15 protein-coding genes are annotated in these 14566 nt (G+C 72.9%); 7 read left to right on the plus strand and 8 right to left on the minus strand.

The annotated features are described in order from the left end of the window. Positions 1–47: 47 nt before the first annotated feature. The 6 genes from ABD080_RS00290 to ABD080_RS00315 all read left to right on the plus strand — a co-directional run bounded on the left by ABD080_RS00290 (position 48) and on the right by ABD080_RS00315 (position 4684). Positions 48–365 carry an FmdB family zinc ribbon protein gene (locus ABD080_RS00290; RefSeq protein ID WP_343903256.1) on the plus strand — a complete coding sequence of 106 codons (318 nt, stop codon included), beginning with the start codon at positions 48–50 and terminating at the stop codon, positions 363–365. 128 nt (positions 366–493) lie between these two features. Beyond that, positions 494–1141, plus strand: a complete 648-nt coding sequence (locus ABD080_RS00295) for an SAF domain-containing protein (protein WP_343903257.1) — start codon at positions 494–496, stop codon at positions 1139–1141. A 49-nt stretch (positions 1142–1190) separates the two neighbouring features. Then, complete coding sequence (gene mscL, locus ABD080_RS00300; protein ID WP_343903258.1) at positions 1191–1592, plus strand: large conductance mechanosensitive channel protein MscL; 402 nt, start codon at positions 1191–1193, stop codon at positions 1590–1592. A gap of 113 nt (positions 1593–1705) precedes the next feature. After that, positions 1706–2596: an HhH-GPD family protein gene (locus ABD080_RS00305; RefSeq protein WP_343903259.1), complete on the plus strand. Its 891-nt coding sequence runs from the start codon at positions 1706–1708 to the stop codon at positions 2594–2596. A 49-nt stretch (positions 2597–2645) separates the two neighbouring features. Then, complete coding sequence (locus ABD080_RS00310) at positions 2646–3014, plus strand: ArsR/SmtB family transcription factor (RefSeq protein ID WP_343903260.1); 369 nt, start codon at positions 2646–2648, stop codon at positions 3012–3014. After that, on the plus strand, positions 3014–4684 hold the full coding sequence (locus ABD080_RS00315; protein WP_343903261.1) for a SulP family inorganic anion transporter: 1671 nt from the start codon (positions 3014–3016) through the stop codon (positions 4682–4684). Before ABD080_RS00310 ends, ABD080_RS00315 begins: the two co-directional genes overlap by 1 nt. Before the next feature lie 7 nt (positions 4685–4691). On the opposite strand, the gene ABD080_RS00320 is transcribed toward ABD080_RS00315, so the two are convergent. The 3 genes from ABD080_RS00320 to ABD080_RS00330 form a co-directional block, all read right to left on the minus strand. Then, complete coding sequence (locus tag ABD080_RS00320; RefSeq protein WP_343903262.1) at positions 4692–5189, minus strand: amino-acid N-acetyltransferase; 498 nt, start codon at positions 5187–5189, stop codon at positions 4692–4694. After that, positions 5186–6010 (minus strand): DedA family protein, encoded by an 825-nt coding sequence (locus ABD080_RS00325; protein ID WP_343903263.1) that lies wholly within the window; start codon positions 6008–6010, stop codon positions 5186–5188. Before ABD080_RS00325 ends, ABD080_RS00320 begins: the two co-directional genes overlap by 4 nt. Before the next feature lie 86 nt (positions 6011–6096). Beyond that, entirely contained in the window at positions 6097–8688 is a 2592-nt protein-coding gene (locus ABD080_RS00330) for an ATP-dependent Clp protease ATP-binding subunit (protein ID WP_343903264.1), read from the minus strand. Positions 8689–8926: 238 nt separating this feature from the next. Here ABD080_RS00330 and ABD080_RS00335 point away from each other — a divergent pair, with 238 nt between their 5' ends. Then, on the plus strand, positions 8927–9658 hold the full coding sequence (locus ABD080_RS00335; RefSeq protein ID WP_343903265.1) for a FadR/GntR family transcriptional regulator: 732 nt from the start codon (positions 8927–8929) through the stop codon (positions 9656–9658). Positions 9659–9697: 39 nt separating this feature from the next. Here the strand turns inward: ABD080_RS00335 and ABD080_RS00340 are convergent, their stop codons facing one another. Genes ABD080_RS00340 through ABD080_RS00360 form a run of 5 tightly spaced genes read right to left on the minus strand, consistent with a single transcriptional unit; the run spans position 9698 to position 14483 of the window. Further along, positions 9698–10591 (minus strand): amidohydrolase family protein, encoded by an 894-nt coding sequence (locus ABD080_RS00340; protein WP_343903266.1) that lies wholly within the window; start codon positions 10589–10591, stop codon positions 9698–9700. After that, on the minus strand, positions 10584–11501 hold the full coding sequence (locus ABD080_RS00345) for an aldo/keto reductase (protein WP_343903267.1): 918 nt from the start codon (positions 11499–11501) through the stop codon (positions 10584–10586). The genes ABD080_RS00340 and ABD080_RS00345 overlap by 8 nt, the downstream gene beginning before the upstream one ends. A 29-nt stretch (positions 11502–11530) precedes the next feature. Next, positions 11531–11869 (minus strand): L-rhamnose mutarotase, encoded by a 339-nt coding sequence (locus ABD080_RS00350; protein WP_343903268.1) that lies wholly within the window; start codon positions 11867–11869, stop codon positions 11531–11533. Further along, positions 11866–13185, minus strand: a complete 1320-nt coding sequence (locus ABD080_RS00355; protein ID WP_343903269.1) for an alpha-L-fucosidase — start codon at positions 13183–13185, stop codon at positions 11866–11868. The genes ABD080_RS00350 and ABD080_RS00355 overlap by 4 nt, the downstream gene beginning before the upstream one ends. Next, positions 13182–14483 (minus strand): enolase C-terminal domain-like protein, encoded by a 1302-nt coding sequence (locus tag ABD080_RS00360; protein ID WP_343903270.1) that lies wholly within the window; start codon positions 14481–14483, stop codon positions 13182–13184. The genes ABD080_RS00355 and ABD080_RS00360 overlap by 4 nt, the downstream gene beginning before the upstream one ends. Positions 14484–14566 lie beyond the last annotated feature (83 nt).

Consider the following 14566-nt stretch of genomic DNA (forward strand, 5'->3'; position numbering starts at 1 on the left):
GACCCGGCCCCGAGGCCGGGGCCCCAGCTCATCCCGGAGGATCCCGCGTGCCCACCTATGTCTACGCCTGCAAGAACTGCGGTCACCGCTTCGAGAAGTACCAGTCCTTCTCCGAGGACTCCCTCGTGACGTGCCCCGAGTGCGCGCAGGACGCGCTGCGCAAGGTCTTCGACTCCGTGGGTGTGGTCTTCAAGGGCTCGGGCTTCTACTCGACCGACGCGAAGTCCGCGGGCGCCAGCACCGGTCCTGCGAGCTCCTCGGAGAGCAGCGGCGCCTCGAGCACCCCTGCACCGAGCACGCCCGCCCCGAGCACCGCCGCGAGCTCGAGCAGCTCCTCGTCCTCCTCGCAGGCCGCCTCCTCCTGATCCGCAGGAGCCGGGCCGCGACCCTCCGGCGCCGAGAGGTCTGAGCGTCTCTCCTCCCCATCACCGCCCCGTCCACAGCGGGCCGACGGGCGACCGTCGTGCGTCCCGCGCCGCCCTACGGTGCGGGCATGCTCCCGAGGATCCGTGCCCGTCTCCCGCTCTGGCGCCGCGCCCTGCGCCGCAGGCGCCGCCTGCTCCTGCTGCTGCTCGCCGCGGCGCTCACCGCGACCGCGCTGCCCGGCATCGCCGCGGCCGTGGTGCCGCCGGGCGCGCACGGCACGGAGGTCGTCGTCGCCGCCCGGGACCTCGACCCGGCGCAGCCCCTCACCTCGGCGGATCTCAGCACCGTGCGCGTCGCTGATCAGCTCGTGCCGCCGGGAGCCGTCTCCGATCCTGCCGCGCTGCTGGGCAGCCGCACCTCCCTCGCGATCCCCGCGGGCACCGCGCTGCAGCCGGCGCTGATGCGCGGCGGCGGGGTCACCGGGCCCGGGAGCGGCGAGGCGCTCATGGTCGTCGACGCGCCGGCCGCGCTGGCCGCGCACCTGGCGACCGGCACGGCGCTCGAGATCCTCGCGCCGGATCCCGAGAGCGGGCTCGCCCGGCGGGTCCCCGCGCGGGTGATCGAGGTGACCGACGGGTCACCAGGAGGGGCGGCGATCGCGGGGGCCGGGGGCGCCGGCACGGTCGAGCTGCTCGTGGCGGTGGGACGGGAGGAGTCCGACGACCTCGCCGCCGCGCAGCGTGGCGGATGGTTGACGGTCTCGGTCGTCGGCTAGAGTCCCCACCGATATACCCGTCCCCTTCCCCCAGCAAAGGATGAGACCCATGAAGGGCTTCAAGGACTTCGTCATGCAGGGCAACGTCATCGATCTCGCCGTCGGCGTGGTCATCGGCGGCGCCTTCACCGCACTCGTGACCGGCTTCGTCGACTACATCATCAACCCGGTCGTCGCCGCGGCCGGCGGCTCCGGCAGCATCGGCCTGGGCTACCAGATCATCGACGGCAACGAGAACACGTTCATCAACGTCGGCGCTCTGATCTCCGCGATCATCACCTTCCTCATCACGGCCGCGGTCGTGTACTTCGTCTTCGTGCTGCCCATCAACCGGGCCCGCGAGTTCGCGAACCGCAACAAGCCGGCCGAGGTCGAGGCGGCACCCGAGGACATCGTCCTCCTCACCGAGATCCGTGACGCCCTGCGGGCGAACACGACCCCCAAGGCCTGATCAGCAGCATCGGCCAGGTCCGCTCGACGGACCGATCCCCACGGCGGGGCGGGACCTCAGGGTCCCGCCCCGCCGTCGTGCGTCCGGGGTCCGCGGCGGTGTACGGTCCCGAGGTGCCCGAGACCCCCGCCCCGCTCACGACCGGCGCTGTCGACGCCGTCCTCGCCTGGTACGAGCAGTCCGCGCGGGAGCTCCCGTGGCGCCTCCCGGAGGCCGGCGCCTGGGGCATCCTCGTCTCCGAGATCATGCTCCAGCAGACCCCTGTCGTGCGGGTCCTCCCGCGCTGGATCGACTGGATGGCGCGCTGGCCCAGCCCGGCGGACCTCGCCGCCGCACCGACCGCCGAGGTGCTGCGGGCGTGGGACCGGCTCGGCTACCCCCGTCGCGCTCTGCGCCTCCAGGACTGCGCCCGCGCGATCGTCCGCGACCACGACGGCGTGGTGCCCCACGGGGAGGACGCGCTGCGGGCCCTCCCGGGCATCGGCGAGTACACCGCGGCGGCCGTCACCGCCTTCGCCCATCACGACCGCGCCGTCGTCGCGGACACGAACGTGCGCCGGGTGATCGCCCGCGCGGTGCAGGGCGACCCGCTCCCCGCGCGCTCCTCCACCGCCGCCGAGCGCTCCCGGATCGCCGCCGCGGTCCCGGAGGACGTCCCCCGCTCGGTGCGCTGGAACCAGGCCGTCATGGAGCTCGGGGCGCTCGTGTGCACGGCGCGGTCGCCGCGCTGCGAGCAGTGCCCGCTCGCGGCACACTCCTGCGCCTGGGTCGCCGCGGGGAAGCCGGCACCCCAGCCCGGGGCCCGCCGCACCCAGGCCTTCGCCGGCACCGACCGTGAGATGCGCGGGCTGATCATGGCGCAGCTGCGGGAGCACGGCGCCGTCGCGGTCACCGCTCTGGACGCCCTCGACCCCACCGACCCCGCCCGCGTCGCACGCTGCCTCGCCTCGCTGCTCGTGGACGGTCTCGCCGTGCGCGAGGACGGGCGGGTCCGTCTCCCCTGACCTCCGTCGCCGCCCGGGGCCTGCGACCCGCCGATATGATGGATCCATCATGCCGATCACCGAGACACAGCTCCCGCTATACGAGATCAAGGCCGATCTCTTCAAGGGCCTCGCCCACCCCCAACGCATCCGCATCCTCGAAATCCTCTCCTCCGCTGCGGAGGTCCCCGTCGCCGAGCTCCTCGAGGAGACCGGGCTGGAGTCCTCGCACCTCTCCCAGCACCTCGCCGTGCTGCGCCGTCACCGGCTCGTGCGCTCCGAGCGCCGCGCGAGCCACGTCTACTACCGCCTCGCGGACCCTCGCACGGCCGAGCTGCTCGCCGTCGCCCGCGCCCTGCTCCTGTCGATGCTCGACACGGACTCGCAGCGCCTGGCCACCGCGCACGAGCTGCCCGACCTCCCCCGGGTCGGCGCCTGATGCGCACCGCCGCCCCCGCCGCGCTGCGGCACGCCCTCACCCTGCTGCCCGGCCCCGGCGACTACCGCGACCTCCGCCGCACCTGGAAGGGCGACCTCCTCGCCGGCGTGACCGTCGGCATCGTCGCCCTGCCCCTGGCCCTCGGCTTCGGCGTCAGCTCGGGCCTCACCGCCGAGCAGGGCCTCGTCACCGCGATCGTCGCGGGCGTCCTCGCCGCCGTGCTCGGCGGCTCGAACGTGCAGGTCTCCGGCCCCACCGGGGCGATGGTCGTCGTGCTCGTCCCGATCGTCGCGGAGCGGGGCCCCGGGGCCGTCGCCGCCGTCACCCTCCTCGCCGGCGTGATCGTCCTGCTCGCCGGGGTGCTGCGACTGGGCCGGGTCGTCGGCATCATCCCGTGGCCCGTCATCGAGGGGTTCACCCTCGGCATCGCGGTGACGATCTTCCTCCAGCAGCTGCCGCTGCTGACCTCCGCGCAGCGCGCCGGACCGGGAGAGCTCTCCACCCACGCGATCATCGCCACCGGTCAGACCCTCGCCGCCGCCGATCCGCGCTACCTGCTGTGGGCTCTCGGGGCGGTCGCCGTGGTGGTCGCCTGCATGGTCCTCGCACCGCGTCTGCACCCCTCGGTCCCGGGCTCCCTGCTCGGCATCGCCGTGGTCGCCGTCCTGGCGGCGCTGCTGCCCTCGCCGCTCGCGCTCATCGGGACGATCCCCTCGACGCTCCCCTCCCCCTCCCTCCCCTCCTTCGACCTCGGCACCGCCCGCGACCTGCTCCCCGCCGCCGCGACCGTCGCCGCCCTCGCCGCGATCGAGTCGCTGCTGAGCGCACGGGTGGCCGCCGGCCTCGGGGACACCGGCGACTACGACCCGGACCGCGAGCTCGTGGGCCAGGGCGTCGCCTCCCTCGGCGCGAGCCTCGTGGGCGGCATGCCGGCGACCGGCGCGATCGCCCGCACCTCCGTGAACATCCGCTCGGGAGCCCGCAGCCGGCTCGCCGCGATCGTCCACGCGCTCGTGCTGCTCGCCGTCGTGCTCGTCGCCGCGGGGCCCGTGGGGCGGATCCCGCTCGCGGCCCTCGCCGGGGTGCTCATGCTGACGGCGGTGCGGATGGTGCACCTGGCCACCGTGCGCACGCTCCTGCGCTCCACGCGGTCCGACGGCCTCACCTTCGTCATCACGGCGCTGATCACCATCTCCTTCGACCTCATCGCCGCAGTGCTGATCGGGGTGGTGCTCGCGGCGGTCCTCGCGCTGCGATCGCTCTCCCGCACCACGGAGGTGACGATCGAGCCGATCAGCACCGAGCGGGCGCTGCCCGGGGACGAGGAGATCATCCAGGTGCGGCTGCGCGGGCCGCTGTTCTTCGTCTCCGCGGACCGCGTCTACGCGAAGGTCATGGGGATGGGGCACACGACGGTGGTCATCCTGCGCATGTCCGGTCTCGAGCTGGTCGACGCCTCGGGCGCGCGGATCCTCTCCGATCTCGTCACCGGTCTCGAGCGGCGCGGGATCACCGTGCTCATCAAGGGGGTGCGTCCCGAGCACACGGCGCTGCTGCGCCAGGTGGGTGTGCTCTCCGCGCTGCGGCACCGTCGGCACCTGTTCGCCGATCTCGACCCGGCGATCGACCACGCCCGCTCGCACGTGGAGCGGGCCCGCGCGGCCGGCTGACGGTCCCTCAGAGGTGGGCGATCATCCTCGTGTTGCCGAGGGTGTTGGGCTTGACGCGGGCGAGGTCGAGGAACTCCGCGATGCCCTCGTCCGGGGAGCGCAGCAGCTGGCTGTACAGCTCCGGGTCCACGATCTCCGCCATCTCCTCGAAGCCGTGGCGGGAGAAGAACTCCGTCTCGAAGGTCAGGCAGAACACGCGGGCCAGGCCCAGGTCCCGAGCGCGCTGCAGGAGCGCCTCGAGCATCCGGTGGCCCGTGCCGGTGCCGCGCAGGGCGTCGCTCACGGCGAGGGTGCGCACCTCGGCGAGGTCCTCCCACATGACGTGCAGGGCCCCGCAGCCGACGACCGTGCCGTCCTCGTCGACGGCGACCAGGAACTCCTGGACCGCCTCGTAGAAGGAGACGAGGTCCTTGCCCAGCAGGATCCCGCTGTGGGCGAGCGGCTCGACGAGCGCGTTGATGCCGCGGACGTCGGCCGGGAGTGCGAGGCGGATCGAGATGGTCACGGACGGGTCTCCTCGGGGGACGAGCTCGGTTCGGCGCCGGGGGCGACGAGGTGCCCGGTGCGGTCGGCATCGGTCCCTGCATCGGCACCGGCTTCGGTGTCGGTGCCGGCGGTGTCGTGGGTGTCGGAGCCGGCGTCGGACGTGGAACCGGCGGCGGCTCCCTCCTCGACGGCGCGACGATCGACGCGCCGGTCGAGCACCCGGTGGACGGCGTTGATGACCCGCTCGACGACGAGCGCGAGGACCACGGCGGCGACGAGGGCGACGGTGATCGCGAGCAGGTGGTTGTCCTCGAACCAGGCGCCCGCGAGCGAGCCGATCGCGCACGAGTACACGGCCCAGACGAAGGTCGAGAGCAGCGAGCGGGGCCAGAACTCGCGGTGCGGGTAGCGCACGGCTCCGGCCACGAGGTTCACGGCGGTGCGGCCGAAGGGGATGTACCGCGCCGTCATGAGGAAGATCAGCGCGCGACGCTGCAGCCCGCGCTCGGCGGCCTCGACCGCGCGGCGTCCCTTGCCCTCGCGCAGGAAGCGGAAGCGCTGCCAGCCGATGGTCCGCCCCAGCAGGTAGCCGAGGTTGTCACCGGTCCAGGCGCCGAGCCAGGCGGCGAGGCCCACGAGGATGATCGACGGGCGACCCGAGGAGGCCCACAGCGAGGACAGCGTGACGATCGTCGACTCGCTGGGCACCGAGGGGAAGAAGCCGTCGAAGGCGGCGAAGAGGTACACCATCAGGTGCACCCACCAGGCGTCGGCGACGCCGAGGATCCACTCCTCGAGGATTCCCGAGAGGTGGAGCACCTGGTCCAGGAAATGCTGCACGGGCTGCCGCTCGCTTCCCCGGGCGCACGCCCGGATTGAGGACGGGCCGGCCCCCACCCCGGAGGGTGGGGACCGGCCCGCGGCGATCAGGAGGCGTTGGCCTCCGCGCTGTCGGAGGAGTCCGCGTCCGAGCGCCCGTCGGCATCGGGATGCGCGACCTCGTCCGACCGCGCCTCGGTCATCCGCTCCACGTCGATGGCGTCGCTGATCGGCTCGAGGGAGCCGTCCTCACCGCGACGGGAGAAAGTGAGCTCGCCGAGCAGCCCCTCGCCCTGCGCGTCGACGACGATCTCGTCTCCCACCCGCACCTGGCCGAAGAGGATCTTCTCGGACAGCACGTCCTCGATGTCCCGCTGGATGGTGCGGCGCAGCGGCCGGGCACCCAGCACCGGGTCGTAGCCCTTCTCCGCGAGGAGGGCCTTCGCCGGGGCGGTGAGCGCGAGGCTCATCTCCTTCTCCTCGAGACGCGTCTCGAGCTTCGCGACCATGAGGTCCACGATCTCGACGATCTCCGACTGCGAGAGCTGCGGGAACACGACCACGTCGTCGACGCGGTTGAGGAACTCGGGCTTGAAGTGCTGCTTGAGCTCCTCGTGCACCTTGGACTTCATCCGCTCGTAGTCCGTGGACAGGTCGCCGCCGGCCTGGAAGCCCATCGACACGCCCTTGGCGATGTCCCGGGTGCCCAGGTTGGTGGTCATGATGATGATGGTGTTCTTGAAGTCGACCACCCGACCCTGCGAGTCGGTGAGACGGCCGTCCTCGAGGATCTGCAGGAGCGAGTTGAAGATGTCCACGTGGGCCTTCTCCACCTCGTCGAACAGCACCACGCTGAACGGCTTGCGGCGCACCTTCTCCGTGAGCTGGCCGCCCTCGTCGTAGCCGACGTACCCGGGGGGCGAGCCGAACAGGCGCGAGGCCGTGTGCTTCTCGCCGAACTCGGACATGTCCAGCTGGATGAGGGAGTCCTCGTCACCGAAGAGGAACTCGGCGAGGGCCTTGGCGAGCTCCGTCTTGCCGACGCCCGTGGGGCCGGCGAAGATGAACGAGCCGCCGGGGCGCTTGGGATCCTTCAGACCCGCGCGCGTGCGGCGGATCGCCTGGGACAGCGCCTTGATGGCCTCGTCCTGGCCGATGACGCGCTTGTGCAGCTCGTCCTCCATGTGGAGCAGCCGCGAGGACTCCTCCTCGGTGAGCTTGACGATCGGGATGCCGGTCGAGGCCGCGAGGACCTCGGCGATGACCTCCTCGGAGACGGTCGTGACGGCATCGGACTCGCCGTGGCGCCAGGCCTTCTCCTTCTCGTCGCGCTCGGTCTTGAGCTTCTGCTCCTCGTCGCGAAGGCTCGCGGCGAGCTCGAAGTCCTGCCCGTCGATCGCCTCCTCCTTCTTCTTCCGCGTCTCCTCGATGCGGGTGTCGAAGGCCTTGAGCTCCGGCGGGGCGGTGAGGCGGCGGATGCGCAGGCGCGCGCCGGCCTCGTCGATCAGGTCGATCGCCTTGTCCGGGAGGAAGCGGTCGTTGACGTAGCGGTCCGCGAGGTTCGCGGCGGCGACGAGGGCGCTGTCGGTGATGGTCACCTTGTGGTGCGCCTCGTAGCGGTCCCGCAGGCCCTTGAGGATCTCGATCGTGTGGACGATCGAGGGCTCGTCCACGGTGATCGGCTGGAAGCGGCGCTCGAGGGCCGCGTCCTTCTCGATGTGCTTGCGGTACTCCTCGAGCGTGGTCGCACCGATGGTCTGCAGCTCGCCGCGGGCGAGCATCGGCTTGAGGATGCTGGCCGCGTCGATCGCGCCCTCGGCGGCACCGGCCCCGACGAGGGTGTGGATCTCGTCGATGAACAGGATGATGTCGCCGCGGGTGCGGATCTCCTTGAGCACCTTCTTCAGGCGCTCCTCGAAGTCGCCGCGGTAGCGGGAGCCCGCCACGAGGGAGCCGAGGTCGAGCGTGTAGAGCTGCTTGTCCTTGAGCGTCTCGGGGACGTCCCCGGCGACGATCGACTGGGCGAGGCCCTCGACGACGGCGCTCTTGCCGACGCCCGGCTCGCCGATCAGCACCGGGTTGTTCTTGGTGCGGCGGCTGAGGACCTGCATGACGCGCTCGGCCTCGTGCTCCCGACCGATCACGGGGTCGAGGTTGCCCTCTCGCGCGGCCTGGGTGAGGTTGCGGCCGAACTGGTCCAGCACGAGCGATCCGGCGGGCTGCCCCTCGGCGGGGCCGCCGGCGGCGGCGGGCTCCTTGCCCTGGTATCCGGAGAGGCGCTCGATGACCTCCTGGCGCACGGCGGCGGGCTCGGCCTTCAGGCGGGACAGGACCTTGACGGCCGTCCCCTCGCCCTCGCGCAGCAGGCCCAGCAGGATGTGCTCGGTGCCGATGTAGTTGTGGCCCAGCTGCAGGGCCTCGCGCAGGGACAGCTCGAGCACCTTCTTCGCGCGGGGCGTGAAGGGGATGTGCCCGCTCGGCGTCTGGTTGCCCTCGCCGATGATGTCGCGGACCTGCTCACGGACGGCGTCGAGGGTGACGCCGAGGGCCTCGAGGGCCTTCGCGCCCACGCCCTCGTTCTCGTGGATCAGGCCGAGCAGGATGTGCTCGGTGCCGATGTAGTTGTGGTTGAGCAGGCGAGCCTCGTCCTGCGCCAGGACGACGACGCGGCGGGCCCGGTCGGTGAACCGTTCGAACATGGTCCTCCCCCATTCGTGGTGGTGATGGATCGAGACTACGCGCGAATCCCGGAGGGGTCAGTGCTGTTCGCCGCGGGCGTGACGACGCCGCCCCGGCTGTGCGCGCGCCGTGCCCCGCCTGGGCGCGGGCCGTGCCCGGCGGGGTGCGCGGGTGCCCCGCGTGGGGCCGCCGGGACGCGCGGCACTAGGATCCGAGGGGTCGGCCCTCCCCCGCCCCCGAACCCCTGGAGAGTCCCTGATGACGGCAGCGCTCGCGGTGACCGATCGTGCGATCGAGGCGATCCGCCGGATGATCCAGTCCGGGGAGCTCGCCCCCGGCGACCGCCTCCCCCCGGAGAAGGAGCTCGCGGAGGGGATCGGCGTGAGCCGCAACTCGCTGCGCGAGGCGGTCAAGGCGCTGTCCGTGATCCGCGTGCTGGACGTGCGCCAGGGCGACGGCACCTACGTCACCTCCCTCGCCCCGGACCTCCTCGTGGAGTCCCTCGCCTTCATGCTGGACCTCCATCAGGGCTCGGCCGAGGGGCAGATCCTCGAGGTGCGCCGCCTCCTCGAGCCGACGGCCGTGGAGCAGGCGTGCCCGGCGCTCACCGCGGAGGACCTCGCGGAGCTCGAGCGCCTCACCGAGGGGCTCGGCGGGGCCTCCGACGTCGAGGAGCTCGTCGCCTCGGACATCGCCTTCCACCGGCTGATCGTCTCCCGCTGCCCGAACGCCTATCTCCGCTCGATGCTCGACGGTCTCGCGAGCGCCACGTCGCGGGCCCGGGTGTGGCGCGGGATCACGGAGGACGACGCCGTCGAGCGGACGGTCGCCGAGCACCGCCGGATCCTCGACGCGCTGCACAGCGGACGCGGGGACCTCGCCCGCGTGCACGCGGCCGCGCACATCGCCGGGGTCGAAAGCTGGGTGCATCGCACGGCGACCGGTGCGGTCCCGGAGTCCGACGCCACCGGGTCCCCCACCGCCGACTGAGCAGGCCGCCCGCCCCGAGGCACGCGGTCCGGTCCCCGCTCAGCCCTCCCCGCGGCGCCGGTACACGCGCGCCGCCGTCCCGTGCAGCACCTGCTCGGCGACATCGGCGCCGCACGAGCGCACGAGGTCGATCAGGGGCGCGAACGCGCTCCCGGTCGAGAAGGGCTCCGGGGCGATCGGCCAGTCGCTGCCGATCATCAGCCGCTCCGGGCCGAACAGCGCGAGGGCGAGGTCGAGCACCCGCTCGAGCTGCCCCGCACGCGGACCCGAACCGCTCGTGCGGAGACCGGAGACCTTGGCGACGGTGCCCGGCGCCGCCGCGAAGGCGCGCAGCCGCCGCTCCCACTCCGCCAGGGCGCCGTCGTCCCCTGCGTCCCCGAGCGGAGGCTTGCCGAGGTGGTCGAGCACCACGGTGAGGCCCGGGACCTCGTGGGCGAGGGCCGTCGCCTGCCCGAGGTGACGGGGGAAGGCGTCGGGCACGTCGAGGGCGAGACCCGCCGCCGCGACGAGCGCGAGGCTGCGGCGCACCGCGGGGCGCTCGAGGACTCCCGGGTCGGGGTCGTCGTGGACGAGCGCCCGCACGCCGACGGTGCGCGGCAGGGCGCGAGGCTCCTCGAGGATCCGGGCGACGGCGGCAGGGTCCTCGAGCGGGAGCCAGGCGACGACGTCCGCCCGCCGGACGGGCGAGGCATCCGCCTCGATCGCGGCGGCCGCCGACTCGAGCTCGCGGGTGTGGACCACGGAGTCCTCCGCCTGGACGAGCACGACGCGGGTGACGCCGAGCCCGGCGAGCCCGGGCAGGGCCTGCGACCAGCGGGCGTCACGGCGCAGCGCCGGCGGCGCCTGCTCGAGCCAGCCGAAGCGCCCGGGCGCACGCTCCCAGAGGTGCAGGTGGGCGTCGGTGATGGCCGGGCCAGGGGCGGGATCAGGCACCGATCTGCTCCCAGAGCTCCTCGGGGATCCTCGCCGCGGCGCGGGCGAGGTTCTCACGCACCTGGTGCGCGGTGCGCATGCCGAGCACCACGGTGGTGATCGCCGGGTGCCGCAGGGGGTGCTGGATCGCGAGATCCGGCAGCTCGATCCCGTGGTGGGCGGCGGCCGCGGCGAGGGCGCGGGCGCGCTCGAGCATCTCCCGGGGTGCGGCGCCGTACTCGTAGGTGGCGTCGTCGGGCACGGTGGGCCGGGCCAGGATCCCGGAGTTGAAGACCGAGACCGCGACGACCTCGATCCCGCGCTCGAGGCAGGCGGGGAGCAGCGCCGCGGCGGCCGGCTGCTCGAGCAGCGTGTACCGCCCCGAGAGCATGACCTGGTCCACGAGCCCGGTGCCCACGGCCTTCAGCAGCACGTCGACGTCCTTGGAGCCGACCCCCACCCGGCTCACGAGCCCCTCCTCGCGCATCGCCGCGAGGGCGGGGAGCGCCTCGGCGAGCGCCTGCTCGGTGGGCCCCTCCTCGGGGTCGTGGAGGTAGAGCGTGTCGACGCGGTCGGTGCCGAGCCGCTCGAGGGACTCCTCGTGGCTGCGTCGCACGCCCTGCTCGCTCATGTCCCAGACCCGCTCGAGGTCGTCGGGCACGGCGAAGCCGTTCTCGAGGTCGTCCCCGCGCCCGGGACCGGGGCGCAGCAGCCTCCCCACCTTGGTGGACAGGAGCAGCTCCTCACGCGGGAGGCCCGCCAGCAGCGCCCCGAGCCGGCGCTCGCTCGTGCCGAGCCCGTAGTGGGGAGCGGTGTCGAACAGGCGGATGCCGCCCTCCCAGGCGGCGTCGACGGCGCCGCGGGCCTCGGCGTCGGTGGTGCGGCGGTAGAGGTTGCCGAGCTGGGCGGCGCCGAATCCGATCCTCGGCATCACCGGCCGCGTCGGCCGCAGCACCTCGCTCACGACTGCTCAGCCGGGGGCGTGGCGGGGAGCGACCAGACGTGCTCGATGCCGTCGTCCTCGGCGTCGTAGGAGTCCGCGACCTCGAGGAAGCGGTTGATGTGCTCCTGCCAGCGCTGGTTCGCGGGATCCGCGGCGAGGGTGCGGCGCATGGCCTGATAATCCTCGACCTCGACGAGGTGGAAGAGGTCGCGGCCGTCGCGCCAGATCCGCCAGCCGTGCACGCCCGCGCGTCGCAGCGCCGCGTCGAGCTCCGGGGGCACGACCGCGTGCTCCCGCACGTAGTCGGCCTCCGAGCCCTCGGCGATCCGCGTGTGCAGGGCGATGGTGCGCGTCATGCGCGGGCCTCGGGCTCGAGGCGGATCTCGAGCACGGGCAGGAGCACCTCGGGCCGGCGGATCGGCAGCGTGAAGGTCACCGTACCGGGGGCGAGACCGTCGATGGCCATGTTGTCGTGCACCGAGTGCTCGGGCTGCGCCGTCACGCGGAAGGCGACCTCGGAGCCGTCGTGCAGCAGCCGCGCGGCCCGCACGCCGCCCGGCAGCCCGGTCAGGTGGAGGCTCTGCATCGGCCACGCGGTGAGGTGCACGTAGAGCCGGTCCCCGCGCCGGGTGAGGATCGTCCCCTGCGGGGCCTCGATCCCGCGAGCCGGCCCCGCCCCGTGCACCGCGTCCCCGTGCAGGTCCATCCAGTCGCCGATCTCCGCGAGCAGCGCCAGGTCCTCGCGGCGCAGCCCGCCGCGGCCGTCGGGGCCGACGTTCAGCAGCATCGAGCCGTTCTTGCCGACCGAGTCCACGAGCATCCGCAGCAGGAGGTCTGCGCTCTTGAAGTCGTGGTTGTCGCGGTCGTAGCCCCATGAGCCGTTCGTGGTCTGGCAGGACTCCCAGCGCACCTCCTGGCCGTCCGGCCCCACCATCGGGGCGACGGGCTGGTACTGCTCAGGGGTGACGAGGTCGCCGGACAGCCCGAGGCGATCGTTGACGATGATGCCCGGCTGGAGCTCGCGCACGAGCGCGAGCAGCCGCTCGCTGTCCCAGTCCTCGGGGCCCTTGCCGTCCTCACCGGGGTAGGTGAAGTCGAAGAACAGGTAGTCGACGGTGCCGTAGCCGGTCAGCAGCTCGCGCACCTGCCCGTGGAGGTACTCGCGGTAGCGGGCCATGTCGCGGCCCGCGTCGAGCGCCGCGCGGTCGGGGTGCTCGCGCAGCGGGTGGACCCGGTCGATCGTGAAGTCCTCGTGGTGCCAGTCGATGAGCGAGTGGTAGAAGCCGACCTTCAGCCCCTCCTCCCGCAGCGCGGCGACGAACTCCGCGACGAGGTCGCGGCCGCACGCGGCGACGGAGGTGTAGTCCGTGAGCGCGCTGTCCCACAGGCAGAAGCCCTCGTGGTGCTTCGTGGTGAGGACGGCGTACCGCATCCCCGCCGCGCGGGCCGCGCGTGCGATCGTCCGGGCGTCGAAGCGGTCGGGGTCGAACAGCTCGGCATAGCGCTCGTAGTCCTCGGGGGTGCGCTGCTCCCTCGACATGACCCACTCGTGGCGGGCGGGGATCGCGTAGAGGCCGAAGTGGATGAACAGGCCGAAGCGGCCGAGGTCGAACCAGGCCCGCGGATCGGCGTGCTCGTCCTGCAGGGTCGGGGTGGGTGCGGGGGTGCTCATCGCAGGAGTCCTCTCCAGACGGGGCCGTCGGGGAATCGGTGGGTGCTGAGGGAGTCGGGGAGCATGCGGGCGCCGGCACCGGGGAGCTCGGGCGCCCGGTAGCGGCCCGCCTCGATGATCGCGGGTTCGACGAAGTGCTCGTGGAGGTGGTCCACGTACTCGATGCGCCGGTCCTGCACCGTGCCGCTGATGGCGACGTAGTCGAGCATCGCGAGGTGCTGGACCATCTCGCAGAGGCCGACGCCGCCGGCGTGGGGGCAGACGGGAACGTCGAACCTCGCCGCGAGCAGCAGGATCGCGAGGTTCTCGTGGACACCGCCCACACGCGTCGCGTCGATCTGGACGACGTCCACCGCCTGGGCCTGCAGGAGCTGCTTGAACATCACGCGGTTGTGGACGTGCTCCCCGGTCGCGACCCGGATCGGGGCGATGCGGCGCCGGATCTCGGCGTGGGCGAGCACGTCGTCCGGGCTCGTGGGCTCCTCGATCCAGTAGGGCGAGGCGGGGGCGAGCGCCTCCATCGCCGCGACGGCCTCGGCGACGCCCCAGCGCTGGTTCGCGTCGGCCGCGATCGGGAAGTCCTCGCCGAGGACCTTCCGGGCGATGCCGAAGCGGCGGAGGTCGTCCGCAGGGTCCCCGCCGACCTTGAGCTTGACCATGTCGAAGCCCTCGTCGCGTGCCTCGCGCAGCAGGCGCTCCATCTTCTCGTCGGTGTAGCCGAGCCAGCCGGGTGTCGTCGTGTAGGCCGGGTAGCCCTCCTCCCGGAGCCGCGCGATCCGCTCCGCGCGGCCGGGCACGGAGCGCTCGAGGATCTCCAGCGCCTCCTCTCGGGTCATCACGTCCTCGAGGTAGCGGAGGTCGACGAGCTCCACGAGCTCCTCGGGGGACAGCTCGGCGAGCAGGAGCCAGAGCGGCTTGCCCTCGCGCATGCACCGCAGGTCCCAGAGCGCGTTGACGACCGCGCCGATCGCCATCTGCATGACGCCCTTCTCCGGGCCGAGCCATCGCAGCTGCGAGTCCTCGATCATCGCGGCGCCCGCCCGGCCGATGCCGGCGAGCACCTCGTCGACGTCCCGCCCGACCAGGTGGTGGGAGAGCGCGCGGATGGCCTCGCCCTGCACGTCGTTGCCTCGCCCGATCGTGAACACGAGGCTCGCGCCGCTCTCGCCGGAGGAGGTCCTCAGATCGAGGTAGGCCGCGGAGTAGTCCGGGTCCTGGTTCATCGCGTCGGATCCGTCGAGGGTCCGCGAGGTCGGGAAGCGGACGTCGGTGACGTCGAGGGACGTGAAGGTGGGCATCAACAGGCTTCCTGGCAGGAGTGGCGGTCTCGCCGGGTCGCGGTCGACACCGATCCGCAGACCTCGGATGTCTATGGACATTA

The organism is Brachybacterium rhamnosum (assembly GCF_039526185.1).
Lineage (GTDB): Bacteria > Actinomycetota > Actinomycetes > Actinomycetales > Dermabacteraceae > Brachybacterium > Brachybacterium rhamnosum.